Below are 23615 nucleotides of genomic sequence, written 5' to 3'. Positions count from 1 at the left end.
GTGCGGGCGGCCCCTGGCTCAGGCGGCGACCGGCGGCGGCAGGCTGGCTACCAGGCGGATCGAGGCGGTCAGTTCCTCGAGCTGGAAGTGCGGGCGCAGGAATACCGTGGCACGGTAGACGCCCGGCTTGCCGGCGACCTCGCTGACATCCACGCGGGCTTCGCGCAGCGGGTACTGCGCCTTGATCTCCTGTGGGGCGTTGTCGTTGATCAGCACGTAGTCGGCGATCCAGTTATTGAGGTAGGTCTGCACGTTGTCGCGGGTCATGAAGCTGCCCACCTTGTCGCGCATGATCACCTTCAGGTAGTGGGCGAAGCGCGAGGCCGCCAGCACGTACGGCAGCATCGCCGAGAGCCGCGCGTTGGCGTTGGCCTCGTTGGTGTTGTACTGGCGTGGCTTGTTGGTCGACTGGCCACCGAAGAACACGGCGAGGTCGGTGTTCTTCTTGTGGCACAGGGCGATGAAGCCCAGGTCGTTGAGCTCCTTCTCGCGGCGGTCGGTGATTGCCACCTCGGTCGGGCATTTGAGCGACAGATCACCCGCCTGCGTGCGGAAGGTATGCGCCGGCAGGCCCTCGACGGCACCGCCGCCTTCGCTGCCGCGGATCGCCGCGCACCAGCCGTATTTGCTGAAGGCCTCGGTGATGCGCTGGGCCATGACCCAGGCGGCGTTGCCCCAGAGGTATTTGGCGTGGTCGGTGCCGTCCACGTCCTCGATGAAGTTCATGCCTTCCACCGGCAGGGTTTCCGGGCCGTAGGGCAGGCGCACCAGGAAACGCGGTAGCGCCAGGGAGACGTAGCGCGAATCCTCGCTCTCGCGGAACGAGCGCCACTTGATCAGCTCCAGGCTCTCGAAGACCTTGCTCAGGTCACGTGGCACTGCCAGCTCAGTGAAGCTGCCCATGTCGAACAGGCGCGGGCTGGCCGCGGCGATGAAGGGCGCGTGGGCCGCGGCGGCGACATTGGAGAGTTTCTCCAGCAGGGCGATGTCCTGGGGGTGGCGGCCGAAGGAGTAGTCGCCCACCAGCAGGCTGAAGGGGTGCCCGCCGAAGGTGCCGTATTCCTCTTCGTAGATCTTCTTGAACAGCGCGCTCTGGTCGAACTCGACGGCCTTCTCCAGATCGTTCTGCAGGTCCTGCTGGCTGACGTTGAGCAGGCGCAGCTTGAGGCGCGTGCCGGTCTCGCTGTTCTGCACCAGCTGGTGCATACCGCGCCAGGAGGATTCGAGTTGCTGCAGTTCGGGGTGGTGGAGGATCTGGTTGAGCTGGGCGCTGATCAGTTCGTCGATGCGACCGATGCGCTCGTTGATCATGGCCACGGTGTCCTTGCTGACGGCCATGCCTTCGTCGAGGACCTGGGTGGCGAACTCCGCGAGCATGTCGCGGGCGTATTCCTGCTGGCTGTCATCGTGGGCCATGCGGCCATCGGCGATGATGCGGTCGAGCAGGTCGAGGGTTTGGGTGCTGCCTTCGGCGCCTTGCGCCGCGGCGGAGCTGGGTTTGGCCATTGCTGTGCTCTCCTTGCGGGCGGGATCAGGCTTGTGGTTCGGCAGGTGCTTCGCCTTCGTCGGCGGCGGCCTGGGCGGTGTCGTTGGCGGCGCCGGCATCGGCGGTCACCGGGTGAGTCGCGCGGATTTCCTGCAGGCCTTCGGTATTGCTCACCACGTCCTGCAGCAACTGGTCCAGCTCATCGTTGCCGTCGAGCTTGGTGAGCAGGTCGCGCAGGCGCTGGCGGGCTTCGAACAGGCGACGCAGCGGCACCACCTGGTTGACGATGCTCACCGGGTCGAAGTCGTCGATGTGCTTGAAGTTCAGCTCGACATTGAGCCGGCTGCCGTCGTTGCTCAGAGTGTTGTCGACCTGCAGCGCCACGCGCGGTCCGATGGACGCGAGCACGGCGTTGAAGTTGTCACGGTCGATCTCGGTGAAGCGGCGCTCGCCGAGCTTGGGCAGGGGCGTGACCGGCTTGCCGGAGAGGTCGGCAAGGATGCCCACGACCAGCGGCAGCTCCTTCTTCTCGATGGCATTGCCGATTTCCACGTCGTAGGTGATCTGGACGCGGGGAGGGCGCACCCGATCCAGTTTGTGCTGCGTGCTTTCTGCCATGCTGGCGAACTCCACTGCGTAGGAGACGGGCACGTCGCAGCGGGGCTCGCTGTCGTCGCGCTCCTTGGTTGGACCACACGACAGGAAAGGGGAAATGCGATACAGGCCTGTCCTTGGCGATCCCATCTGAGCTCGTTGTCCACGAGCTAACCAAGCAAGCTAGATCAGGTTGCTAAAAACGCAAATCCGAAAATAATCTCTGACAGACATTTCACAAGGACGTTTCATGAAGTCGACGAAAGCCTGCCTCTGTGCTGTGCTCCTGGCAGTTCTCGGAGGCTGTTCCTGGTTTGGCCCGAAGGTCGATGTCGACCGTCTGACCCTCGACGTCGCGAGCAAGGCCAATGGCGATTCGCCGATCGCCGTGGACTTCGTCGCGGTGCAGGATGCGGACCTGCTCAAGCTGCTGTCGGCGATGAGCGCCAAACAGTGGTTCAGCGACCGTGAACAGTACCGCCGCGACTACCAGAAACAGCTGAACGTGTGGAGCCTGGAGCTGGTGCCGGGGCAGTTCATGGAGGCCAGGGACTTCCCCCTGGCCGGCAAGCCGGCTTCTGGACTTTTGGTCTTTGCCGGCTATAACACTCCCGGCGCCCATCGTATGCGCCTGGATCAGCAGCCCAACGTGTGGCTGCGTTTCGACAGCAGGGAGATGCGCCTGCTGAGTGCCGAGGAGCACTGATCCACCGCCTTGCGGGGCGGGCCCATGACAATCCAGGACGTCGAAGGGGGAGTGGCGTGAGAGTTCTGCCTGACGCAGTTTGTTGGCACGAAGGGATGCAACTGCTTCCCCAGCACTTCCAGCTCCAGGGACTGCGCGCCGAAGTGCTGTCCGCACGCCTGGTCCATGCGGCCAATCCCTGGTTCTGGGGACTCGAGCACCTGGAGCTGGACCCTTCCGCCCTGAGCACCGGCGTGGTGCGTATCCTCGCGCTGGAGGCGATCCTGCCCGATGGCCTACCTGTCAGCCTGGGCCAGGGCGATACCCTGATGTTCGACGCCACGGCTGCCATCGCCGCGGCCCCCGAAGCCAGCATCAGCCTCTACCTCGCACTCAATCCGCTCGCCCGTGGCGGCCAGGTGCTGCCGCTCAAGGGTCGCCTGCAATCCTCCAGCGGGCCGGCCGTGCCGGACCTAGCCAGTGGCGAGAACCCCGAACCCATAGTCGTATGGCGCCCGGCGTTGCGCCTGGTGACCGAGGCGCAGCGCGCTGACTCGGTGTGCCTGCCGCTGCTGCGCATCGGCAAGGACGCCGGTGGTTTCGTCCGCCTGCCTTACGTGGCGCCGACTCCGCGCATCGCGCCGGCGTCGATGCTCGGGCAGGCGCTGGTGGCGCTGTGCGCCCATGCGCGGGAGAAATGCGTGTTTCTCGCTGGCCGCCTGCGCCAGGCTCAGCAGGTGGAGAACACCGAGGACAGCCAGGAAATCCGCCGCCAGTTGGCGGCGCTGTGGGCGCGCCTGCCGGAACTGGAGGCTTCGCTCTACAGTGGCACAGCGAGCCCGGCACAACTGCATGCTCTGCTGTGCGGTATGGCCGGCAGCTGGAGCGAACTCGATCCGCTGGGCGGCGTTCCGGCCTTCCCGACCTTCGATTTCAATGAACTGCTGCGGACCTTCAACCCGGTGATCGAATGGCTGGAAGTCACCCTCGGACGGGTGCGCGCGGGCTATCGTAGTCTGGCATTTGAACGGGTCGGCAATGACTTCACGCTGGCCCTGCCAGACTTGCGATCGCCGGTACAGCGCCTGGTCATCGGCCTGCGCATGCCGCCCGGTTGTGGCGAGGAGCAGGCGCACGAGTGGCTGTCACACTGCATCGTCGCCTCCGAATCCAGCCTGGCGATACTGAGCAGGCAGCGTATGTCCGGCCTGGAACATCTGCCCATGAGCCGCGCCGAGCAGATCGCCTACAGCGTAGGGGAGGACACCCACCTGTTCGTGGTGCAGGCCGAGGGCGACTGGTTCGATCCCGCCCAGCGCCTGTGCCTACGCGCCGCCGCGGCAGGCAGTGCCGGTGGCAGTCCCTGGCAGGTCGTGCTGTTCACCGTGGACGGCGCCAGCGGCGCCTGAGGCAGGGAAGCGAAGATGCTTGAAGAGAGTCAGGCGATCTATCCGCCGTCGTTTGGCGAGGCACCCCTGAGTGGCGCTTTCCAGGGCGCCTGGCTGGAGTGGCGCAGGCGCTGGGAAGACCTGCGCGAATCCACCGGCGACGACAGCGCGACCCTCGAACGGGTTGCCGACGAAGCCCAGGCGGTAGTGCGTCGGCTGTGGCGCAGTGCCAATGCCAGCGTCGGCGATGCCGCCGGCGATCAGGTGAAAGGCATGGTCTATGCCTTCGTCGCATTGCTCGACGAAAGCCTGCTGTTCGATCCCTGGAACGGCCAGTCCACGTGGCAGGATCGGCCACTGGAAGCCCGTCTTTACGGCACGCGCAATGCCGGGGAGCGCGTGCCCCAGGCCATTCATGCCCTGCTGGATACCCGCGCACCGGGCACCCGTGATCTGGCCAACGTCTACCTGCAGTGCCTGCTGCTGGGTTTCCACGGCAAACTGCGTGGCCCGAAAGGCGAGGCGCTCCATGAAAAGTGGCGGCACGCGCTGTTTGCCCATGCCTGGCAGCGTGACGCCGAAGTGCCGGCGCTGCTGGAGACCCTGGCGCGCCCGGCCGCTGCAGCGCCGCTGCGACTGCCACTGCGGCGCGCCTTGCCCGACGGCCTGCGCCTGACGCTGATGGTTGTCGCCGGCGTCCTCCTGCTCATTGTCCTCGGCCATTGGCTGTGGAGCGACGTGCGCGGTGAACTGGCGCCCTTGCTCGACCTGGCCAGTGTGGCCGCCTTCCCGGAGCTGGTGGCTTGAGCGGCTGGTTGCTGCTGGCCTTGCTGTTGCTGCTGGTGGTGGCGCTGGCGGTCGCGGGATTCCTCTGGCTGCGCAGCAAAGGTGGAGAAGCGGTGCGCACCTTCTACCTGACCGTGCGGCAAATGGAGCAGGACCACGATGTCGCCGATCGCTACGACGTGCCCTGGTATCTCCTGCTGGGCGACCCGCTGCTGGGCGAGCGCCTGGCCGCGGACTGGAGCCTGGCTCCGGTTAACCGCCCGGCCTGGTTCGGCCGCTGGTGGGCCGATCAGGACGGCGCCGTGCTGGCGGTGCCGCAGACCTTGTTCATGCCGGAGGAGGGCGGGCCGTCGTCGCTGCAGCCCTGGCGGCGCCTGCTCGGCCTCCTGCTGCGGATGCGCCCGCGCCGCCCGCTGGATGGCGTGATCTGGGCGGTGCCGGCGGAGCGCCTGCTGGACCCGGCCAGCCTGGCCCAGGAAAGCATCCAGCTGCGTCGGCGCTTCAACGACCTGTTGCAAAGGCTGGGTCTGAGCCTGCCGGTCTACGTGGTGGTGACCGGGCTGGAAGAGCTCGACGGATTCGCCGAACTGCGCTCGGCGCTGCCTGTCGAGGTTCGCGAGCGACCGCTGGGTTGGGCCTCACCCTTGCAGGCGGATGCGGCCTGGCAGGGTGAGCATCTGGAGCGCGGCTTCCATCAGGTATTGCAGGTGCTGCAGGCGGCAATCCTCGAAGCGGGCGTGCTCAAGGGGCAATTGAGCGAGGAGCTGTATCGCTTCCCGCAGGCGCTGGAGAGTCTGCGCGAAGGCCTGCGCCAACGGCTGGAGCCGGTCTTTCAGGGCAACGCGCTGGGAGAGGCGCCGCGTTTGCGCGGCCTGTACTTCAGCGGCGCGTACCGCATAGCACCTAGTGGTGATGACTGGGCGCTTTCGGCGAGGGAGGAAGCACCCGCGCAGTTGCTGTTCACCCAGCATCTCTGGCAATCGCGCCTGCTCGCCGAGCGCGGGCTGGCCCAGGCCGTGCCGCGAGTCCTGCGTCTGCGCCAGCGCTCGCAGCGTGTGCTGGGGGCGGTGGCTGGCGTGGTCGGCGTCTGCTGGCTATTGGGGATGCTCTGGGTCTGGCACGTGGATTCCCGCGAGGCGCAGGCGCTGGGGCAGCGCATCCTGGCCATGCAGCGTGGGCAGGGCGAAGGCGATGCGGGCGGAGTATCGCCGGAGGAAGCCGCCCGACAACGCCTGCAGGCCTACTGGGCGATGCTGCAGGCTGCGCCGCGCTGGCACTTCAGCTCACTGGTGTATCCGAGTTCCTGGTTCTCCGGTTTCGATGAGCACATGGATGAGCTGCTGCGCGACCTGGCCCGCCGCGAAGTGCTGGTGCCCCTGCAGCAGTCGCAGGCCGCTGAACTGGTCCGGCTGCGCGCCATCCGCAGCGGTGAACGCCGTGCCAACGTGCAGAGCGACAGCCCGGAGCAGTGGCCGAACTTCGTCGCCGCTCGTGACCTGGCGCACGGCGTACTGGCCTTCGAGCAGCGCAACCGCTGGTACACCGAGTTGCGCGCCGGCACCTCGAAGAACGCTCTGGAAAGCCTCGGCAAACTGGGCGAGCAGGCTTACGGCCTGACCTTGGAGCCGGGCTCGCTGCGCAACGCCGGCTACCTGCAGTCGGTGCTCGGCCAGGGCATTCCCGATGCTCCGGCGCCAGTCGACCCCGGCCCGCGCGAGGGGCAATTGGCGCGTAACTTCGACGACCTGATGAGCCTCTGGCTCGACCAGTTCTTCCTCGCCGACAACTTCGTGCGCCCGGCCGGCTTCCTGCGCCTGCACCTGAATGAACTCAAGGCGCGGCAGGGCAACAGCCTCGAGGAGCTGGAAGAGACCGCCGCTCAGATCGACGCGCTGCGCAACATGGTAGCCCTGACCAACGCCGCCTGGAGCCACGGCAATGCCCAGGAGCTCGTGCCGGGCTTTCGCGCGATGCTCGACGACGTGCGCCAGTCCTACCTGCTCGGCCCCGCGGCGGAGTCCCGGGTAACCAGCCAGGCCAGCAAGCTGCAGCGCGCCTTCCACGACCAGTGGATATCCGCCGCCGGCTCCCGTGACAACCTGTTGCAATTGCAGCCCGGCGGCACCCTGGCGTTGCAGGAACATGTGATGGCGCTGGGCAGCACCATCGATTTGCTGTTGCGCCAGGACTTCGCCGGCACGGCCCTGAGCAAGGGTGACCAGGACATCGATCCGCGCGCCCTGGGCAATCTCGATGCGCATTCGCTGAACGCCGCGCTGGCGTATTACGCCAGCTACCGCAAGTACAGCGAACAGGAGCAGGCGCGGATTCCGGCCGAGTACCGCGATGCGCTCGCCGAGAGTGCCGCCGCCGCTGCCGCCAGCGCGATGTGGAGCAGTCTGACGCAGTCCGCACTGGCCAGCAGCGCGCCCGAGAAGAACACCTTCGACGTGCCGCTGGAACAAGCCGAGCAGGTTCGCTCGGCCCTGGAAGCCGTGCAGCGCAGCGATCTGGCGAATGCGCTGGACATCCATCTGACCCGCGGCGCGCTGGCCGACGTCGACGGCGTGTTGAAGTCGATCGATACGTTGCCACTGTTCCGTGTGCGCTCGGAGCCGTCTGGTTGGGATGGCACGCGTAACTTCGGCCTGCAGTTGTACCGCTCCACCGACACCCAGGACCTCAAGCGCAATCTCGCCCAGCAGTTCGAGACCATGCTCGCCTTGAGCGAGGAGCACGCACCGGCGCTGACCTGGCTGCGAGACCGCGGCAATCTCGGTTTTGCCGATGCGGACAAGGTACGGCGCTTCGCCGACCTCAGCGACGAGCTGATCAAGTACAAGGCGCAGAATCCGACCAGTTCGCCAATGCTGCTTGATCAACTGGTGACCCGCGACTTCGTGGAAATGGACGCCGCCAGCTGCGGAAAAATTCTCGGCACCTCCGCACTGGTGCCCGGGCAGGGCGATGTGGCGCGCTTCACCCGAGGGCTGCACAGCCAGGCGCAGCAGCGCTGCCTGGAGCTGCAGCAGAAGGATGCCGCCCAAGCCTGGTCCGCCATCGCTGACTACTTCAACCAATACCTGGCCAATCGCTTCCCCTTCGCCTACAGCTTGCAGGCCGAAGACGCCGACCCTGCGCGGGTGCAGCATCTGGTCGAGTTGCTCGACCAGAACCTGGAGCGAGCCCAGGAAGGCCTCAAGCTCAGCCAGTCGGCCGACCGCGTGGCGGCGGCGGATTTCCTCCAGCGCCTGCAATTGGCCAAAGCCTGGATGGGCCCCTTGTTCCAGCGCGACAAGGGTGGGGCGCAAGGCGTCGACCTGGACGTGCGCTGGCGCACCGACCGCGAGGCCGAGCGTGGCGCCGACCAGGTGATCGCCTGGACGCTCTATGCGGCGGACCGCCCGCTGAGCTTCCCTGGCAGCGACAGCCAGCGCCTGCACTGGAACGTCGGCGAACCGATGAAGTTGATGCTGCGCTGGGCCAAGGACAGCCCGCAACGGCCGGACATCGATCCGCAACAGGCGAGCATGGCCGTCGCGGACCTGGAAGTGGGCTGGGAATATGGCGGTCCCTGGGCGCTGATGCGCCTGCTGCGGTCACACCTGATCCTGCAGCGCCAGCCCAGCGCCGACTACACCGACTTCCCGCTTGCGTTGCAGGTACCGGTTCGCCTGCCGAACAGCCGCGAGCCCGAGGCGCGGATGTTCCTGCGCGTCTCCCTGATGACCCAGGACGCCAAGCAGCCGCTGTCCGTCCAGCCCTTGCCGGTCCGCGCGCCGCGCACACCCTTCAGCGGGGTGGGCGTGGCGACCTTTGCCGGCGCCCAGGAGTTGCCATGATTTCCGACGAGGCGCTGCAAGCGCTCCTGCAACCTCTGCCGGGCGAGTCGCCGTGCGGAGAGTCGCTGCGCCATGATCCGCTGATGGACCGTCTGCGTGAGCTGCGCCGTGAAGAGGATACCGAGCTGCCGGCTGGCGTCTGGCAGGCCGAGCCCAAGCGAGCGGACTGGTTGGCGCTGGCGGTGCTCGCCGAGGAGCTGCTGGCGCGGCGCAGCAAGGACCTGACCATCGCCGGCTTTCTGGGAGAGGCCTGGATCATCTCCGAGGGGCCTGCGGGCCTCGCCGCTGCACTGGGCCTGCTGGCCGATCTTTGCGATGCATTCCCTGAGCAACTGCACCCGCAGCCCACCGACGGTGACCAGGAATGGCGCGCGGCACCGCTTGCCTGGTTGGCGCGGCGCTACACCGAACTTCTGCACACTCGCGTGCCGCTGTGCAGCGGCTGGCCCAAGACCACTCTGCATGGCTGGCAGGAGCTGCAGCGACGGCAGGTGCAGGCCAGTGACAACAAGGTCGACAAGGTGGCGGCGGAGAACGCGCGACAGGAGCAGAAACGGCTGAACGAATCAATCCGCAACGGTGCGGTGAATGGCTGGGCAGCGACACTGGCCCAGCTGGACAGCGCGGCCGGCTACCTGCGACGTCTGGATGCCTGGTGTGATCGCCAGCTCGGCGATGCCGCACCGAGCCTGCACCAACTCGCCGCGTCCATCGACGCTTTCAGCCACGTCATCCAGGGATGCAAGGCCATGGCCCCGCAAGATTTCGCACCCACCGCCGCATCGGAAACGCCTTCCGAGCCGGAGTCCGCCCCTGTGTCTGCTTCCTCGCTTCCCGCCAGCGGCGCTCCGCAGAACCGCGAAGAGGCCTACCGGCAGCTTACCGCCATTGCCGAGTACCTGGCGCGTACTGAGCCGCACAGTCCGGTGCCCTACATCATCCGTCGGGCGGTGGAGTGGGGCGGCATGCCGCTGAGTGCGCTGATGGATGAGCTGGTCCATGCCGACGCGGAGGCCCGCCGGGTATGGGTCATGCTGGGGGTACTTCGCTAGCTAAGAGCCCAGATGAGACTCGTTAACGCAGCAGTGCTGAGCTTTCACAGGTTCGGAGGCTGGGTCCCCTGTACTGATTGTTGTGGCCCTTATAACTCAATTATGAGCGGAGAAAAATCACGACTAACTAGCAGGGAGAAGATGTAAGAACCAAACCTTAAAAAATCCATGGTTAGGAAGGGTCCTGCTCTTAGTTAATCACGAAGGAATCGGGGCTCTATGCACGTAATGAGAGGCGGCATAGCGCCGCTAGTAGATTCTAGAGCAGGGAGCGCGGAAGATGCCTGTAGATCGGATATTGGTATTGTGCGGGACTGATTCCTCAGATGGAAGTGGAGACATTCTTGCCGATACAAAGAAGTATCTTGCCAACCCAGAAATAGCTGTGATTCTTCCAGGTCCAGGGGGGTATGGTGCAGATGCTGAGGGATTTACCGAAGCTGGCCCGGTTTACTTTGAAGGAAAGACGTATTTTCCAGAAGATACTCCCGGCTTCGATATCTTGGCGGAGTTGATGGGTGGGCTTCATGGAAAGAAGATCATTCGCTGGGCGCTGGAGCAGATAGAGCGGGATATTAAATCCGGCAAGAACGAGTTTATAATAGCTGGCTGGTCGAGAGGTGCCTATAACGCCTATGTTCTTATGGATTTATTGAAATCGAAGGGCGTTCTTGATCAGATAAAAGTATCAATGTTCCTTATTGATCCGGTAAAGCAGACTGATCTCTTGTCCTGGGCTAGGCCACTGCCGCATGTTGAGCCGGCTGAACTGATTCTTGCTGGACAGGAGTGGCGAAATTCTATATTCCCGCTCTACACACCTTCGGCTAAGTCTAAGGAAACATTAGTCACGCCAATCATACTGCCGGGCGATCACGGAAGTGTTGCACGATCATCATCTGAGTGCGGAAAGATTACTGAGGAGCGTTATTTGCTTTTCCTGGCTAAAAAAGGAATTAAAGTGGTTCGGCCAGTTGGAGAGGAAGAGCACTTGGGTAGAGTCCTTAACATGTACTTCAATTCCGACTCGCCCTATAACTTCTCGCGACTCACTGCAATTCAACCTCCCTCAGAGTTCGGCATGGCACCGCCGGCTGACGGGTTTCAGCCGCACCAGCACAAGCTTATTGAAGACTTTCAAAAGCTCCAAGGGCTAAAAAGGGCTTATTCGAATTCGAAGCCGGCGCCATGGCTAAGTTTCGAGGCTTGGTTTAGCCAGGAGAATCAGGATGCGTGGCAGCGACGTCAAAGTATGCAGGAGCAGACTCTTAAGTTTAATCGGGATTTTGAAGCGATAACTAGGCGGGCTCAAGCAGCCAATCTAATGCTTCCCAAAATGATTTCGTACAGAACCCAGATGCAGCCAGAGCCTTCAACGACTTTTCTTCGTAAGTCGTTTGTTAGGACTGAAAGCAGTAGCTCTCTTATCCCTGACGCAGCAAAGGCGTTTAGGTTTCTGGTGAAAACTGCGACAAAAAAATGAAGATGAGGCGAGTTCGTATGCCCTGAACTGAATAACATTTTACTAAGGGTTGATAATGCCCACCGCTATGAGCTGCTATTGGGGCGCTTGAACGGGCTGGGTTCGGATGTCCTGCTCAGGAGAGAACTTTGCAGGCACGCAAAGGCATAGCCAAAGGGCGTGGTGATTTTGCCTGTGCCTGCCAAAAATGGCCAACCGCGCAAGCGAGTGACGGCTGTTAGCTGTTTGTGTGCGTAGTTGGTGGGGAACTTCACAGGAGCCGCTGGTTCTATCCACGAGCATCGGTTAACGCTACTGAGAAACTTGCAACTCGGCGCCATTCACAAGGCGGCCCGCTCTGTAAGCGCGTCGTTAGAGAATTTTTAGCGCGCAAGCTTTGGCTTTCGCCTCCAGGAAATGAACCGCAAGACATCACTTCTCAAAAGTAGGGCTAGTGCCAACAGGCAGGCCAACGTCAGAGACATTCCCTCAACGAGAATGGCTGGATTGCTTTCCTGGTGACTATGCATTCGACCGAGCTGGTTGACGACGGTGGATGCAAACATCTGAGCAGGGAAACACAGCAAGATCGCACAAACACGTCGCACCGAGACATGCGGTCGGTTCAAACGAGCTGGGACAACGGCCGGAAGCCAAGCAGGAAAGCTGAACGCGACGCCTATCGCCAACCAGGCAGCAATGGCGATTCGTGAGGATTGTGGCTCGACAGCAAAAGTGAACGTTACGCCGAGGAGTGCGAAAGAGCCTCCAATGACGCACGCGAGAAGCAGCAAGATGACTCGGGTTAAGTTGGACATCTCTTTACCGACAGGCGAGAAGCGGTGACCAGTTGGCGAGTGAAGCACAAGCGCTATAAATGTGCTGTGTTCAACGTCCGCTTCTGGCCGATTACTGCCCTTGGCGAAAGGCGGCTGCCGACCCAAAGCGGACGTTCTCTATACGCGCTTTCCGCCCACAAAGAACGGAATTCGCTGAATCTCCAGTTCGGTCATAGGGCGCCAATCGCTTTTTAGAATGCCGTATTCGGTCTCGGCGCTATCCATTGCCTCCTCTAGGCTCAGCATCAGATGGTCACCCTCGATCTCAAGCGCATCGTAGTCCAGGAAGCGAATTTCCAGATATACGGGATTGCCATCTGTGGCTTCCATACCGAAGAGCACAATGGCAGTTACATCGGGACGGAAGTCGCTAATTTTTCTTACGTTGGCAAAGAGATGTTTGGCGGGCTGAGGCATGGGGACGCATACGCTGGACGTTGAGAGTTGACGGTATTCTAACTTTCCCCTCTGACTGAAGCGCGCCTGCATTTATGAGCGCTCAGGTTTGGGGCAGTGATACACCCGTTGCACGCATGCCCCCCTTATTGAGGTTGTCTGAAGAAGCATGGAAAGCAATCTGTCGTTGCAGATCGAGCGCGCCGCGCATGAGGAGTTTTTCCGGCTGTGGGCCGAGGGGCGCTTCGAGCATCAGCGACTGGGACAAGCGTTCTATAACCACTTCAACCTCCACAAACTCACCGATCAAGCTTCATTGCGGGGCCTCTACGAGGCTGACGGTGAGAAAGCCTCGCGCTTGATCATGAGGCTGCTCCATCTCCACTGAGAGGCAGCTACCGACCCATATGGGACATTCAGGAAGGGAAGCTCAACGCCTAGCTGGGGGGCGAAACTAATCCTCTTTGGTTCGCTGAAGGCCGAACGGGTGTACCTGACGCGATATGCCCGTTCCCAGGAGGAGAAGACCGGCCTATTCGACGACGTCCGCTTCTACAATCACTGCAGTCGACACCTGACGCTGGGCTGCCTCGGTCAGATGGTATGTGAGGGGCAAAAATATGAACAGCAGCTCTTAACTACCTTCCCTCGGTTCCGAAGCCGACCAATCTATTTCAGCGCGCTAGCGCGTTGCGCCAGGCGCCAGGGCTGCTGTCATACCAGCGGCTGAACGCTCGTGAGAAGCTCTGCATGTCGCCATAGCCGAGCTGGTCGGTTATTTCTGCTAAGGACAGAGCTGACTCCCCCAAGAGATCCAGTGCCATGTAACGGCGTTGCTCGTCGAGCACTTCGCTGTATCGCCATCCATGACTCAGCAGCCTCCGTGCAGCTGTGCGCTCAGTTAGATGACATGTCTCGCAGAAGGACTGGAAACTCGCACCCTCTGCCAAGGTGACGGCGATATGGTCGGCAGCTTCGTCCAGCAGGGTCCGCTGGGTCTGCCCGCGCGCCTGCTCGACGATGCGGACGAGGGTTGCCTCCAGCTCGGGGTTGGCCGGGGACAGCGGGTGGCGGAACAGCGCCGGCTGCAGTTGCAGCATTATCTCCGACGCATCGCTGCACCAATGCAGGGGCGCGCGCAGCGTCTGCTCGTAGAGGTCGGTGTCTGCCGGTGCGTGGCCGGGCAGCCGGATGCCGAGCAGCGGGTCCTGGGCAATGCCGCTGGCCAGCAGCTTGCGCCGCAGCAGGCTGCAGATGCCGACCAGGGTGTACTCACGGCTTTGCCGGCCGGACAGCAGCGCGCCGCACTCGGAAAGCACCAGGGCGACGCCGTCACCTTCCGCGCGCAATTCGATACGCAGCGATCCGTTGAAGTAGGGGAAGTACCGGGCGAAGTAGGTGCAGGCCGCTTCCAGGGTTGGTGCCACATCGAACAGGTAGGTCAGGCCGTTGGTCAGGGTCGACACGAAGCGCTTGCCCGCCAGCAGGCCGATGGCGGCATCGCCGCTGGATCGCTCGGCCAGATCCCAGAAGCGCCGGGAGAGGAACAGAGGCACGCGCACCAGCGGCGTGCGCAGCTCCAGCAGCGTGCGGCGCATGCAGGTTTCCAGATCCGTGGCGGCAACACCGCGGGCGAGCAACTCTTCCATGGCCGGCAGTAGCGTCGGCGCGTAGAAGGCGTTGGACGGACGGGCGGAAGCTGGGCTCATGGCGTGCGATGACTCAATGATTCGACGAACCGATGGGGCGGGCGGGACGACCTTACGCATTGCGCCCGGCACCGGCAAGCCCGCGCGGCAGACGCTGGTCCGCCGCGAAGATCGCCTCGACCATCGCCTGCGCAGCCGGTGACAGACTGAAGCCGGCGCGGCTGACAATGCCGTAGTGCAGGCGCAGTTCGGGACGGTTCTGGGGAATGTCGGTGATCATCAGCAGGGCCACTTCGCCACGCTGCACCGGGTCGTGCAGCGCCTCCACCGCCGCCAGGCCGACCGCTTCGGAGCGCGCGACTATGTGCAGGATCGCCGCGAACTGCGCGCACTCGATGTTCATGTGGAAGTCGCGCTCGCCGATCACCTCGGCCAGCACCTTGCGCAGCGGCGGCGGAATGCGCGTGCCGACGCGCGGGTAGTCGAGCAGATCGGCCAGCTTCAGCTTCGCCTCGGCTGCCAGCGGATGGCCGGAGCGGCAGAAGAAGCGGCCGGGGCGGAACTCCATCCAGCGCACCTGATACGCGGGATCGTCGGCGAACTCGCGGGCGTCGCCGACGAAGAATTCCACCTGTTCTTCCCTGAGCAACTGCGCCATCTGCTCCCAGTCGCCCATCAGGAAGCCGACATTGATCGCCGGGTGGGCGCGGATGAAGTCGGCCATCGCCTCGGGTACCAGCAGTTGCGCCGGAAAAGGGCCGCAGCCGAAACGCAGCTCGCCGGCGTCGAGGCCGTTGTACTGCTGCAGTTCGTTGCGTAGCGAACGGGTGCCGGCAAGCAGGCGCCGCGCGTGCTGCAGCACCAGCTCGCCCTGACCGGTCAGACGGAAGTCACGGCTCTGGCGGTCCACCATCAGGCAGTCCAGGTTGCGCTCTAGGGACTGGATGCTGCGGCTCAGCGCCGACTGGCTGAGGCCGATGGCGTCGGCGGCGCGCTGGTAGTTCTGGAAGTCGGCGAGGGCGGCCAGGTGGCGGAGCTGTCTGAGTTCCATCATGCGTCCTGCGCATAAAAGCGTTGAGTCGAATGAATTTGATGGATAGCAGACTCAGCTGGTCTAGTAAACCGCCTGCCGAACCGGACCCGCCCCATGTCGCCCTTGCTGTTCGCCTCCAGCGCTTTCGCCAGCACCATCCTCCTGCATGCCGCCCGCCTGGGATTGTGCGCGGCGGAACTGCGCCTGCGCGCCGGGATCGCCGAGGCGCAGCTGGCGGATCATCGCGCGCGCATCCCAGCCGATCAGGTGGAGCGCCTGTGGAGCGAGTGCGAGCGCGCCAGCGGCAACCCGCAGTTCGGTTGCGAGCTGCTCAACGGCATGGCCACCCATTGCCTGCAGGGGCTGAATATCCTGCTGGACTCCGCCCCGGACTTGGGCACCAGCCTTGCCGCCTTCTGCCAGTTCCTGCCGACGGTGACCAATTGCGTGCAGGCGCGCCTGGAAGAGGAAGGCACGGTCTCCCGCCTGACCCTGGAGCTGGTGCGCGACGACCTGCACCACTTCGGCCTAGACGCCGCGGTGCTGACCCTGATCCGCAACATTGCCCGGCGTGTCGGACTGCCGGCGACGCAGGCGTGCCGGGAGGCCGGCATCGCTGCGCAACAGCGCTGCGCCGCGACGCTCGACAAGTGGGGGGTGCCCTGCCGGGTGGTGTCTTCGCCGTTCCTGCTGCTGCCCACGGCGTTGCTGGCCACGCCACTGGCGGGCGCCAACGAGTTCCTCTACCAGAGCCTGCGACGCCAATGGGGCGATGCGCGCAAGGACGGAGAAAGCGACGGCCTGAGCCTGGCGCGCATCTGGCTGCGTTCCTCCGACCAGCCCATCGAGCGGATCGCCGAGCGCATCGGCTACCGGCAGAGCGGCAACTTCATCCGTGCCTTCCGCAAGCGCTTCGGTGTCACGCCCAAGCAGTTCCGTCTCGGCCAGTACCCGGCATGATCGGAATTTGTCGGTCCCGGCTTGTGGTCGCCGCGCCTGTGCCCCTCATGGTTGGCCGGCGGTACCACCCATCCGGAGCCCATAATGACAAGAATCCATCCGGCCCCTGTCCCCCTCGCGTTCGTGGGGCAGCGCCAGCACTGCATTGGCAGGCCTTTACTGCTTGCCCTGGCGGTCAGTAGCGCCTTCGGCGCACAGGCCACCACCTTCCAGCTGAACGACGACTGGAACCTGTCCACCAAGACCACCCTGAGCCTGGGGGCGAGCTGGTCGGCGCAGGACCCGAATCGTCACCTGATGACCCACGCCAACGCCATCCAGGCCCAGCACATCACCAATGCCGATGGCACCAGCGTGAGCGCCGACGACAACCGCCTGAACTTCAAGAAGGGCGACCCCATCTCGCAGATGTTCAAGGGCCTGACCGACTTCAGCCTGGAGGGCGACGGGCAGGGCGCCTTCGTCCGCTTCAAGTACTGGTACGACCACGCCTACGAGACCGGCGACGGCCGCTTCAAGGACTTCGACGACAGCGGCTGGCCGACCCTGGCACGCTACCACGGCTTCGACACCCTCGACGCCTATGTGTGGAAGGACTTCGACGTTGACGAGCACCCGCTGAACCTCAAGCTCGGCAAGCAGGTGCTGTCCTGGGGCGAGTCGATCCTGATCCAGAACGGCATCAACGTGATCAACCCGCTGGATTACAGCGCCTTCAACAAGCCCGGCGTGGACATCAAGGAAGGCCAACTGCCGGTGGAGATGCTCTCGTTCAACCTCGGCCTGACCGACAAGGTCAACCTGGAAGGCTTCTACCAGTATAACTGGCGGCCCAGCGTGCTCGACGGCTGCGGCACCTTCTTCGCCACCAGCGATGCGATCCAGCCCGGTTGCGGCCCGCTGTACCTGAGCCAGGTGCAGACCGACACGCAGATGCAGGCCAGCGGCCTGTACGCCTCCCACGGCGACGACCAGGCCCCGTCCGACCAGGGCCAGTGGGGTGTCGCCCTGCGTACCCTGATCAGCTCGCTGAACGACGCCGAGGTGGCCTTCTACTACGTCAACTACCACGCGCGCCTGCCCTACCTGGAACTCACTGCGCGGGACGTCAGCAAGCCTGGCAGCTTCCCGATTGGCCGCGTTAAGGGCCCGGTGTACGCCGCTGCCTTTCCGGAGAACATCCACCTCTACGGCCTGAGCATCAACGGCGCGCTGCCCGGCTGGGGCACCTCGCTGGCGGCGGAACTGAGCTACCGGCCGAACATGCCGGTGGCGCTAAACGGCCCGGACATGAACGTGGCGATGATCACCGGCCCCGGCGGCAGTTCGTCGATCACTGACGTACCGGCCAACGCTTCCACCACTGGCCAGGCCCTCGACGGCTGGAATCGCAAGCCGGTCTGGCAGATGACCGCCTCGGCCACCCAGATCGTCGACAACGTGCTCGGCGCCACCCGGCTGACCCTGCTCGGAGAGGCCGGCGTGGTGCACGTGGGCGATGTCGGCGACGAGCGCCTGGGGCGCAACTCCGCCTTCGGCCGCAGCGCGCCGCTCAATGGCAGCAGGTGCAACACCACGGCCAGTGGCGTGACCAACCGCTACTGCACCGACGATGGCTTCACCACGCCCTGGTCCTGGGGCTACCGCCTGCGCGCCGGCCTGGAATACAGCGACGTGCTGCCCGGAGTGAACATGCTGCCTAGCCTGAACTTCCGCCACGACGTCGAGGGCTACTCCTACGATCCGGGCGGCCCGTTCCAGGAAGGGCAGATGGCCGCCGGCCTGTCGCTGGCTTTCAACTACCTGAACGATTACAGCCTGGAGTTCGGCTACAACAGCTTCTTTGGCTCCAACAAGTACAGCACGCTCGACGACCGCGACTTCTACAGCGTCAGCGCCAAGGTCGACTTCTAAGGAACCGCCCCATGCACCTTTCGAACATTTCCGCCCTGGCGCTGGCCATGGGCCTGGCGTTCTGCGCCCATGCCGCCACTCCCGCCGACCTCGGCAACAGCCTGACCCCGGTCGGCGCCGAGAAGGCAGCCAACGCCGACGGCAGCATTCCCGCCTGGGATGGCGGCCTGAAACCCGACGCCGGGCAGGTCGACGCCAAGGGCGGCTATGCCAACCCCTACGCCGCCGAGCAACCGCTGTTCACCATCACACCGGCCAACGCCGGGCAGTACAGCCAGTGGCTCAGCCCCGGCGAGCAGGCGATGCTCAAGCGCTATCCCAACACCTACAAGATCAACGTCTACCCCAGCCACCGCAGTGCGCGGCTGCCCGACGAGATCAACGCCGCGACCCGCGACAACGCCGCCAATGCCAAGCTCGCCGACGGCGGTAACGGCGTGCTGAACTACCAGCGCGGCGTACCCTTCCCGCTGCCCAGGGAGGGCGTCGAGGCGATCTGGAACCACATCACCCGCTACCGTGGCGGCAGCATCGAGCGCACCTTCAGCTCGGCCAACGTGAAGGAGAACGGCGTCTACAGCCTGGTCCGCTCGCAGACCGACATGAACTACGCAGAGACCGTCGACGACCTGCCGCAGGGCGCCAACCTGCTGTACCTGTTCAAGACCCGCGTGCTCGAGCCGGCTCGACTCTCCGGCGAAGCGGTGCTGACCCACGAGCCGATGGACCAGCTCGCCGAACCGCGCGCGGCTTGGCAGTACATCCCCGGCCAGCGCCGGGTGCGCCGCGCCCCGCTGATCGCCTATGACAACAGCGCACGCTACAGCGACGGCATGGTTACCGCCGATAGCCTCGACGGCTTCAACGGCGCGCCGGACCGCTACGACTGGAAGCTGGTGGGCAAGCAGGAACTGTTCGTGCCCTACAACAGCTTCCGCCTGTACGATCGCTCGGTGAAATACGCCGACATCCTCAAGACTGGCCATCTGAACCCCGACCTCGCGCGCTTCGAGAAGCACCGCGTCTGGGTCGTCGAGGCGACCCTCAAACCGGGTGCGCGCCACGTCTACAGCAAGCGTCGCTACTACCTCGACGAGGACAGCTGGAACATCCTCCTCGGCGAGCTGTACGACAGCCGTGGCGAGCTGTGGCGCAACTACCAGTCCCACGCCATGCCTTACTACGACAAGCAGTTCACCTTCGAGGCGCTGGCTGCCGCCTATGACCTGATCAGCGGGCGCTACTTCGTCAACGGCCTGATGAGCGAAGAGAGCAGCGGCCTGAAGACCGGCCAGCACGCGAAGATGAGCGACTACACTCCGTCCGATCTGCGCCGCTGGGCGAAGTAGCCTTGTGCTCCTTTCCCCTGCCTGGCGTGGCCGGGGTTCTTGCGCCATCCCGGCAAGCTGGGGATGGCGTCGTTGTTCCGGCAGCGGTCAACGGCAGCCCGCCATGATCGCTTTTTGTCCGCTGGTGCTGGCCGCCGCCCACGCGGAATGCCGCACTCTGGCCCGACACCCGCCGTCGGCGCCGCATGGCCGGGCGGTCCAACAAGAAGAACGAGGAACCCCCATGCGCCACTGGCTGCCCGCACTCGCCATCCTGCCCCTGTTCGCCGACCACGCCTGGGCCGCCGCGCCCACTGCGCAGCAGGCCCGCGACCTGGCCGAGCAGGCCTACCTGTTCAGCTTCGCCACCGCCGAGCACGGCAAGACTCTGCAGGCGATCGCCGCCAAGCTGCCGGTCAACTACCTGTACAACCGCAGCACGCTGCTCGGTCCGGAAGACCGCACCGTGGTTTCGCCGAACAACGACACGCTTTATTCCTATGCACTGCTGGACCTGCGCGAGCACCCGGTGATCCTCGAGGTGCCGGCGGTGCCGCAGCGTTACTACAGCTTCCAGCTGATCGACATGCGCACCGACAACCTCGAGTACATCGGCACACGCGCCACTGGCCGCGCCGCCGGCAGCTTCCTGATTGCCGGCCCCGAGTGGGACGGCAAGACGCCAGAGGATTTCCACGGCAAGGTGATCCGCTCGCCCAGTCGCATCCTCTTCCTGCTCGGCCGCACCGCCGTCGATGGCGAGGCGGACGTCGCCGCCGCCAAGGCAGTGCTGGACGGCTACAAGCTGCGCAGCACCAAGCCGACCCTGCTGCCGCACAAGATGGACGTACCGCCGTACCAGCCGACCAAGGAAGGCCCGGCGCAGAACGCCTTCGTCGACTTCAATGCGCTATCCGCCTGGCATGCCTGGAACCCGCAGGAACAGGAGCGCCTGGCGCAGTTCGCGCAGATCGGCGTCGGCACCGGCAAGCCCTTCGACCCCGCGCAGCTGCCGGCGGATATCGCCCAGGCCGTCGCCCAGGGTGCGGAGGACGGGCGCAACAAGGTTTTGGCCGCCACCGAAGGCTTCTCCAAACCGAGCAATGGCTGGCAGAAATTCCCCGCCAACATTGGCCATTACGGCAGCGATGACCTGACCCGGGCGGCCGTGGCCTGGAAGTACCTCTATGCCAACGACGCGGTCGAGGCAATGTACCCGGTCACCCACGTCGACGCCGATGGTCAGCCGCTGGATGGTAAGCGCAGCTACCGCCTCCACTTCGCCCCCGGCCAGTTGCCGCCGGTGGACGCCTTCTGGTCCGTCACCCTGTACGACGGCAAGACCCAGATGCTCTCGGCCAACCCGCTCAACCGCTACACGCTCAACAGCGAAGGCGGCCTGAAGAAGGATGCCGATGGCGGCCTGATCCTGAGCATCCAGCATGAGCAGCCGGCCACCACTGACAACTGGCTGCCCGCGCCGCAGGGGCCGTTCAACCTGATCCTGCGCATGTACCTGCCGCAGGAAACAGCGCTCAAGGGCGATTACCAGCCGCCGGCCGTGCAGCCCGTCAACAGCCAGGAGTAAGCCATGAACCCGATTCTGACCCGCCGCCGTTTCCTCGGCGCCAGCGGTGCGCTCGGCTTCGGCCTGGGCTGCGTGCCGAGTTGGCTGCTGGCCGCTCCCGCCGAAATCGAAAGCGACCCGGCCGTGTTCCAGGATATCGTTCGCCAGGCGTGGATCTACGCCTACCCGATGCTGATGCACTACCAGACGATGCAGAAGCAGGCGCTGAGGCCGGCATCGCCCGAGTACGTCGGCGGCTTCGGTGTGTTCCGCCATTACAGCGAACTCTTCACCCCGAAGAACCGCGACGTGGTGACCCCCAACAACGACACGCCGTACTCCTGGGCCTGGCTCGACTTGCGCGCCGAGCCCTGGGTGCTCAGCGTGCCGGCCGTGGCGGGCGACCGCTACTACGTGCACCAACTGGTGGACCAGTACACCTTCAACTTCGGCTACGTCGGCGTGCTCAGCACCGGTCGCGAGGCGGGCGATTACCTGATCGCCGGGCCTGACTGGAAGGGCGAGATGCCGGCCGGTATCCGCCAGGTACTGCGCAGCGAGACGCAGATCGCCATGGTCCTGGGCCGCACCGGCCTGCGCAGCGCCGATGACCTGCCGGCGGTGCGCGAACTGCAGCGCCAGTATCGCCTGCGCCCGCTGCATGAGTTCGCCGGCAAGCCCGCGCCCGCTGCCGCGCAGGCGGTGCAGTGGCTGCCCTGGGAGCTGCCGCGGGACCTCGGCGCGGGGTTCATCCCCCATCTGAATCAGATTCTTGCCTTCTGCCCGGTGGACCCGAGCGAGGTCGAGCTGCGCCAGCGTTTCGCCCGCGCCGGCATCGGTGCGGGGCTGCCGTTCAACCCGGCAGCACTGAGCCCGGCCCAACGTCAGGCGCTGGCCGCTGGTATCCAGCAAGGTGTCGAGGAACTGAAGGCCGAGGGCGCCACGCTGCGTTCATCCGCCGGCCTGTTCGGCACCCGTGCGGCGATGCACAACGACTACCTGAGCCGCGCCGCAGCGGCCGCCAGTGGCATCTACGGCAACAGCGTGGAAGAGGCGATCTACCTGGGCAGCCGCAAGGACAGCACGCAGCAGCCGCTGCAGGGCGGGCAGCGTTATCGCCTGCGCTTCGCTCCGGGGCAGTTGCCGCCGGCCAGGGAGTTCTGGTCGCTGACGCTCTACGATCTGCCGGATCGCCAACTGGTCGACAACCCAATCCAGCGCTACTGCCTGAGCAGTCGTGATCCCCTGGTGCGCGATGCCGATGGCGGGGTGACGCTGTACATCCAGGCCGACTCGCCCGGCCAGGACCATCAGGCGAACTGGCTGCCGTCGACCCGGCAGGGGCCGTTCAACCTGATCCTGCGCATCTACGGGCCGGAGCAGCCGGTAGTGGCAGGGCAGTGGACGTTGCCGGGTATCGAGCGGGTCTGACCTCTAAATACCTGGCTCCGCCAGGTGAGGTGAATGCCCGAACCAGATCGCTTTACTGATGTATCCGCCTATGAGGCAGATAAGGATCTCTGGATAGAGCCACAAGCTCAGGTGATCTACAGCTACGTTGACCTCAATGACAACGATGATGTCGGTGCAGCTGTTCGGTTCAAGGACGGCGAGTCCCTGATCGGCCGGCTCGGCGTGCGCATTTCCAAGGACTGGAAGACGGAAGATGGCGACAAGATTCGTCGTCGCACGCAGGGCTGGATTCGCCCCAGTGTCTGGCATGAATTCGAGGGGCAGCCCATGACCAAGTTCTCCTCGCAGTCCGGCTACATACCGTTTTAGGCGGACATCGATGGCACCTGGCGGGAAGCGAACCTCGGCATAGATCACCAGGACAGCGAGAAGGTGACTTTCACCGTCTCTGCCAGCTACCGCGAGGCCTTTGATAGTGTCAGCCATGGGTACGACGACATGGCTGGATTCAAGTGTCTGTTCTAGAGACGCAGAGCTAGCCATCAGGCACAGGTTTTACGGCTATGGCTTTCCGCTCTGCTTATCCAGTGTCTGCTTCTGGCCGCTGGCTGCCTCTACGGAGACCTGACAATCCGCCCCTCATGGATCTCTTGCACGAACACCTCCAAGGTGTCGGCATCTTGCTCCAGCTGACTGGCCATCGCGCGCAACTCAGTCCTAACTTCAGGCACTTGAAGGGCGAGCGCATTCAACCGATCAGCTACCGAGGCGTTGTTGAATGAAGTAGTCCGAAGCGCAGTAATCAGCTGCTTCTCCGCACTATTCAATCCAGCACCTGGATTCTGCCGCCTTGGGTTCGCTCAGCCAGCGTCCGGAGCTTGTCGGCGTCATCCTTCAGAAGGGCTATCACATCGGCGATATTCGCCGCGTAACCCGCCGGCAACTCGTGTATCGCCTGGTCAAGAACCATTGCAATCGATTCACTGCGAAACGCCAGCTCAGCGAAGGTCACCCGCAATTGTTGAGTCGAGTAGTCCAGTGGCATCGCAGCCTCCTCATGAATAGTGGTGCTCACACCAGTGAGTCGCCATTTCGATCCCATGGCGCCTTGCATCAGCAAAGCACTCCCATGGCCCTGTGGCTGAGCAAACAATCTGGTCAGAAACCCTCACCAGCACTTCGCGTGGCACCAGATCGCCAGGGGCGCCCCACTCAAATTCA

19 protein-coding genes are annotated in these 23615 nt (G+C 64.2%); 13 read left to right on the top strand and 6 right to left on the bottom strand.

Features of this window, described 5'->3' with window-relative positions:
- Positions 1-18 precede the first annotated feature (18 nt).
- Positions 19-1506: a type VI secretion system contractile sheath large subunit gene (gene tssC / locus IB261_RS17080; RefSeq protein ID WP_138214555.1), complete on the bottom strand. Its 1488-nt coding sequence runs from the start codon at positions 1504-1506 to the stop codon at positions 19-21.
- A 25-nt stretch (positions 1507-1531) separates the two neighbouring features.
- Complete coding sequence (gene tssB, locus IB261_RS17075; RefSeq protein WP_169938042.1) at positions 1532-2104, bottom strand: type VI secretion system contractile sheath small subunit; 573 nt, start codon at positions 2102-2104, stop codon at positions 1532-1534.
- A 226-nt stretch (positions 2105-2330) separates the two neighbouring features.
- On the opposite strand from tssB, the gene IB261_RS17070 reads away from it, so the two are divergent.
- From IB261_RS17070 to IB261_RS17045, 6 genes are all read left to right on the top strand, one after another.
- Positions 2331-2786 (top strand): type VI secretion protein, encoded by a 456-nt coding sequence (locus IB261_RS17070; RefSeq protein ID WP_192382650.1) that lies wholly within the window; start codon positions 2331-2333, stop codon positions 2784-2786.
- Positions 2787-2842: 56 nt separating this feature from the next.
- Positions 2843-4174, top strand: coding sequence for a type VI secretion system baseplate subunit TssK (gene tssK, locus IB261_RS17065; protein WP_192382649.1), 1332 nt, complete (start codon positions 2843-2845; stop codon positions 4172-4174).
- A gap of 15 nt (positions 4175-4189) precedes the next feature.
- Positions 4190-4960: a DotU family type IV/VI secretion system protein gene (locus IB261_RS17060; protein WP_192382648.1), complete on the top strand. Its 771-nt coding sequence runs from the start codon at positions 4190-4192 to the stop codon at positions 4958-4960.
- A complete protein-coding gene (locus IB261_RS17055; RefSeq protein ID WP_192382647.1) occupies positions 4957-8781 on the top strand; it encodes a type VI secretion system protein in 3825 nt (1274 codons plus the stop codon). Before IB261_RS17060 ends, IB261_RS17055 begins: the two co-directional genes overlap by 4 nt.
- Complete coding sequence (gene tssA, locus IB261_RS17050) at positions 8778-9833, top strand: type VI secretion system protein TssA (protein WP_192382646.1); 1056 nt, start codon at positions 8778-8780, stop codon at positions 9831-9833. The genes IB261_RS17055 and tssA overlap by 4 nt, the downstream gene beginning before the upstream one ends.
- A 280-nt stretch (positions 9834-10113) precedes the next feature.
- Complete coding sequence (locus IB261_RS17045) at positions 10114-11316, top strand: hypothetical protein (protein WP_192382645.1); 1203 nt, start codon at positions 10114-10116, stop codon at positions 11314-11316.
- A gap of 935 nt (positions 11317-12251) precedes the next feature.
- Here the strand turns inward: IB261_RS17045 and IB261_RS17040 are convergent.
- Entirely contained in the window at positions 12252-12551 is a 300-nt protein-coding gene (locus IB261_RS17040) for a hypothetical protein (protein WP_192382644.1), read from the bottom strand.
- Between the two features lie 148 nt (positions 12552-12699).
- Between IB261_RS17040 and IB261_RS17035 the strand changes: the two genes are divergently transcribed.
- Positions 12700-12918: a hypothetical protein gene (locus IB261_RS17035; protein ID WP_192382643.1), complete on the top strand. Its 219-nt coding sequence runs from the start codon at positions 12700-12702 to the stop codon at positions 12916-12918.
- A gap of 286 nt (positions 12919-13204) precedes the next feature.
- Here the strand turns inward: IB261_RS17035 and IB261_RS17030 are convergent, their stop codons facing one another.
- Together IB261_RS17030 and IB261_RS17025 are read right to left on the bottom strand one after the other, a co-directional pair.
- The gene (locus IB261_RS17030) at positions 13205-14239 is read right to left on the bottom strand and encodes an AraC family transcriptional regulator (RefSeq protein WP_192382642.1); all 1035 of its coding nucleotides are present in this window, start codon (positions 14237-14239) and stop codon (positions 13205-13207) included.
- A gap of 52 nt (positions 14240-14291) precedes the next feature.
- Positions 14292-15230 carry a LysR family transcriptional regulator gene (locus tag IB261_RS17025; RefSeq protein ID WP_192382641.1) on the bottom strand — a complete coding sequence of 313 codons (939 nt, stop codon included), beginning with the start codon at positions 15228-15230 and terminating at the stop codon, positions 14292-14294.
- 96 nt (positions 15231-15326) lie between these two features.
- Between IB261_RS17025 and IB261_RS17020 the strand changes: the two genes are divergently transcribed.
- The 6 genes from IB261_RS17020 (at position 15327) to IB261_RS16995 (ending at position 22763) form a co-directional block, all read left to right on the top strand.
- A complete protein-coding gene (locus tag IB261_RS17020; protein WP_192382640.1) occupies positions 15327-16172 on the top strand; it encodes an AraC family transcriptional regulator ligand-binding domain-containing protein in 846 nt (281 codons plus the stop codon).
- Positions 16173-16256: 84 nt separating this feature from the next.
- The gene (locus IB261_RS17015; protein WP_225606071.1) at positions 16257-18086 is read left to right on the top strand and encodes a DUF1302 domain-containing protein; all 1830 of its coding nucleotides are present in this window, start codon (positions 16257-16259) and stop codon (positions 18084-18086) included.
- 11 nt (positions 18087-18097) lie between these two features.
- Entirely contained in the window at positions 18098-19435 is a 1338-nt protein-coding gene (locus IB261_RS17010; protein WP_192382639.1) for a DUF1329 domain-containing protein, read from the top strand.
- A gap of 223 nt (positions 19436-19658) precedes the next feature.
- A complete protein-coding gene (locus IB261_RS17005; protein ID WP_192382638.1) occupies positions 19659-21002 on the top strand; it encodes a DUF1254 domain-containing protein in 1344 nt (447 codons plus the stop codon).
- 3 nt (positions 21003-21005) lie between these two features.
- Positions 21006-22412 carry a DUF1254 domain-containing protein gene (locus IB261_RS17000; RefSeq protein WP_192382637.1) on the top strand — a complete coding sequence of 469 codons (1407 nt, stop codon included), beginning with the start codon at positions 21006-21008 and terminating at the stop codon, positions 22410-22412.
- Positions 22413-22445: 33 nt separating this feature from the next.
- Positions 22446-22763, top strand: a complete 318-nt coding sequence (locus IB261_RS16995; protein WP_225606070.1) for an autotransporter domain-containing protein — start codon at positions 22446-22448, stop codon at positions 22761-22763.
- 454 nt (positions 22764-23217) lie between these two features.
- On the opposite strand, the gene IB261_RS16990 is transcribed toward IB261_RS16995, so the two are convergent.
- Positions 23218-23439, bottom strand: a complete 222-nt coding sequence (locus IB261_RS16990) for a hypothetical protein (RefSeq protein WP_192382636.1) — start codon at positions 23437-23439, stop codon at positions 23218-23220.
- Positions 23440-23615: the final 176 nt, after the last annotated feature.

It is taken from the genome of Pseudomonas sp. PDM20 (assembly GCF_014852575.3).
GTDB lineage: Bacteria > Pseudomonadota > Gammaproteobacteria > Pseudomonadales > Pseudomonadaceae > Pseudomonas.
The sequence above is the reverse complement of the archived record's forward strand: the minus strand, read 5'-3'. Positions and strand labels throughout refer to the sequence as shown.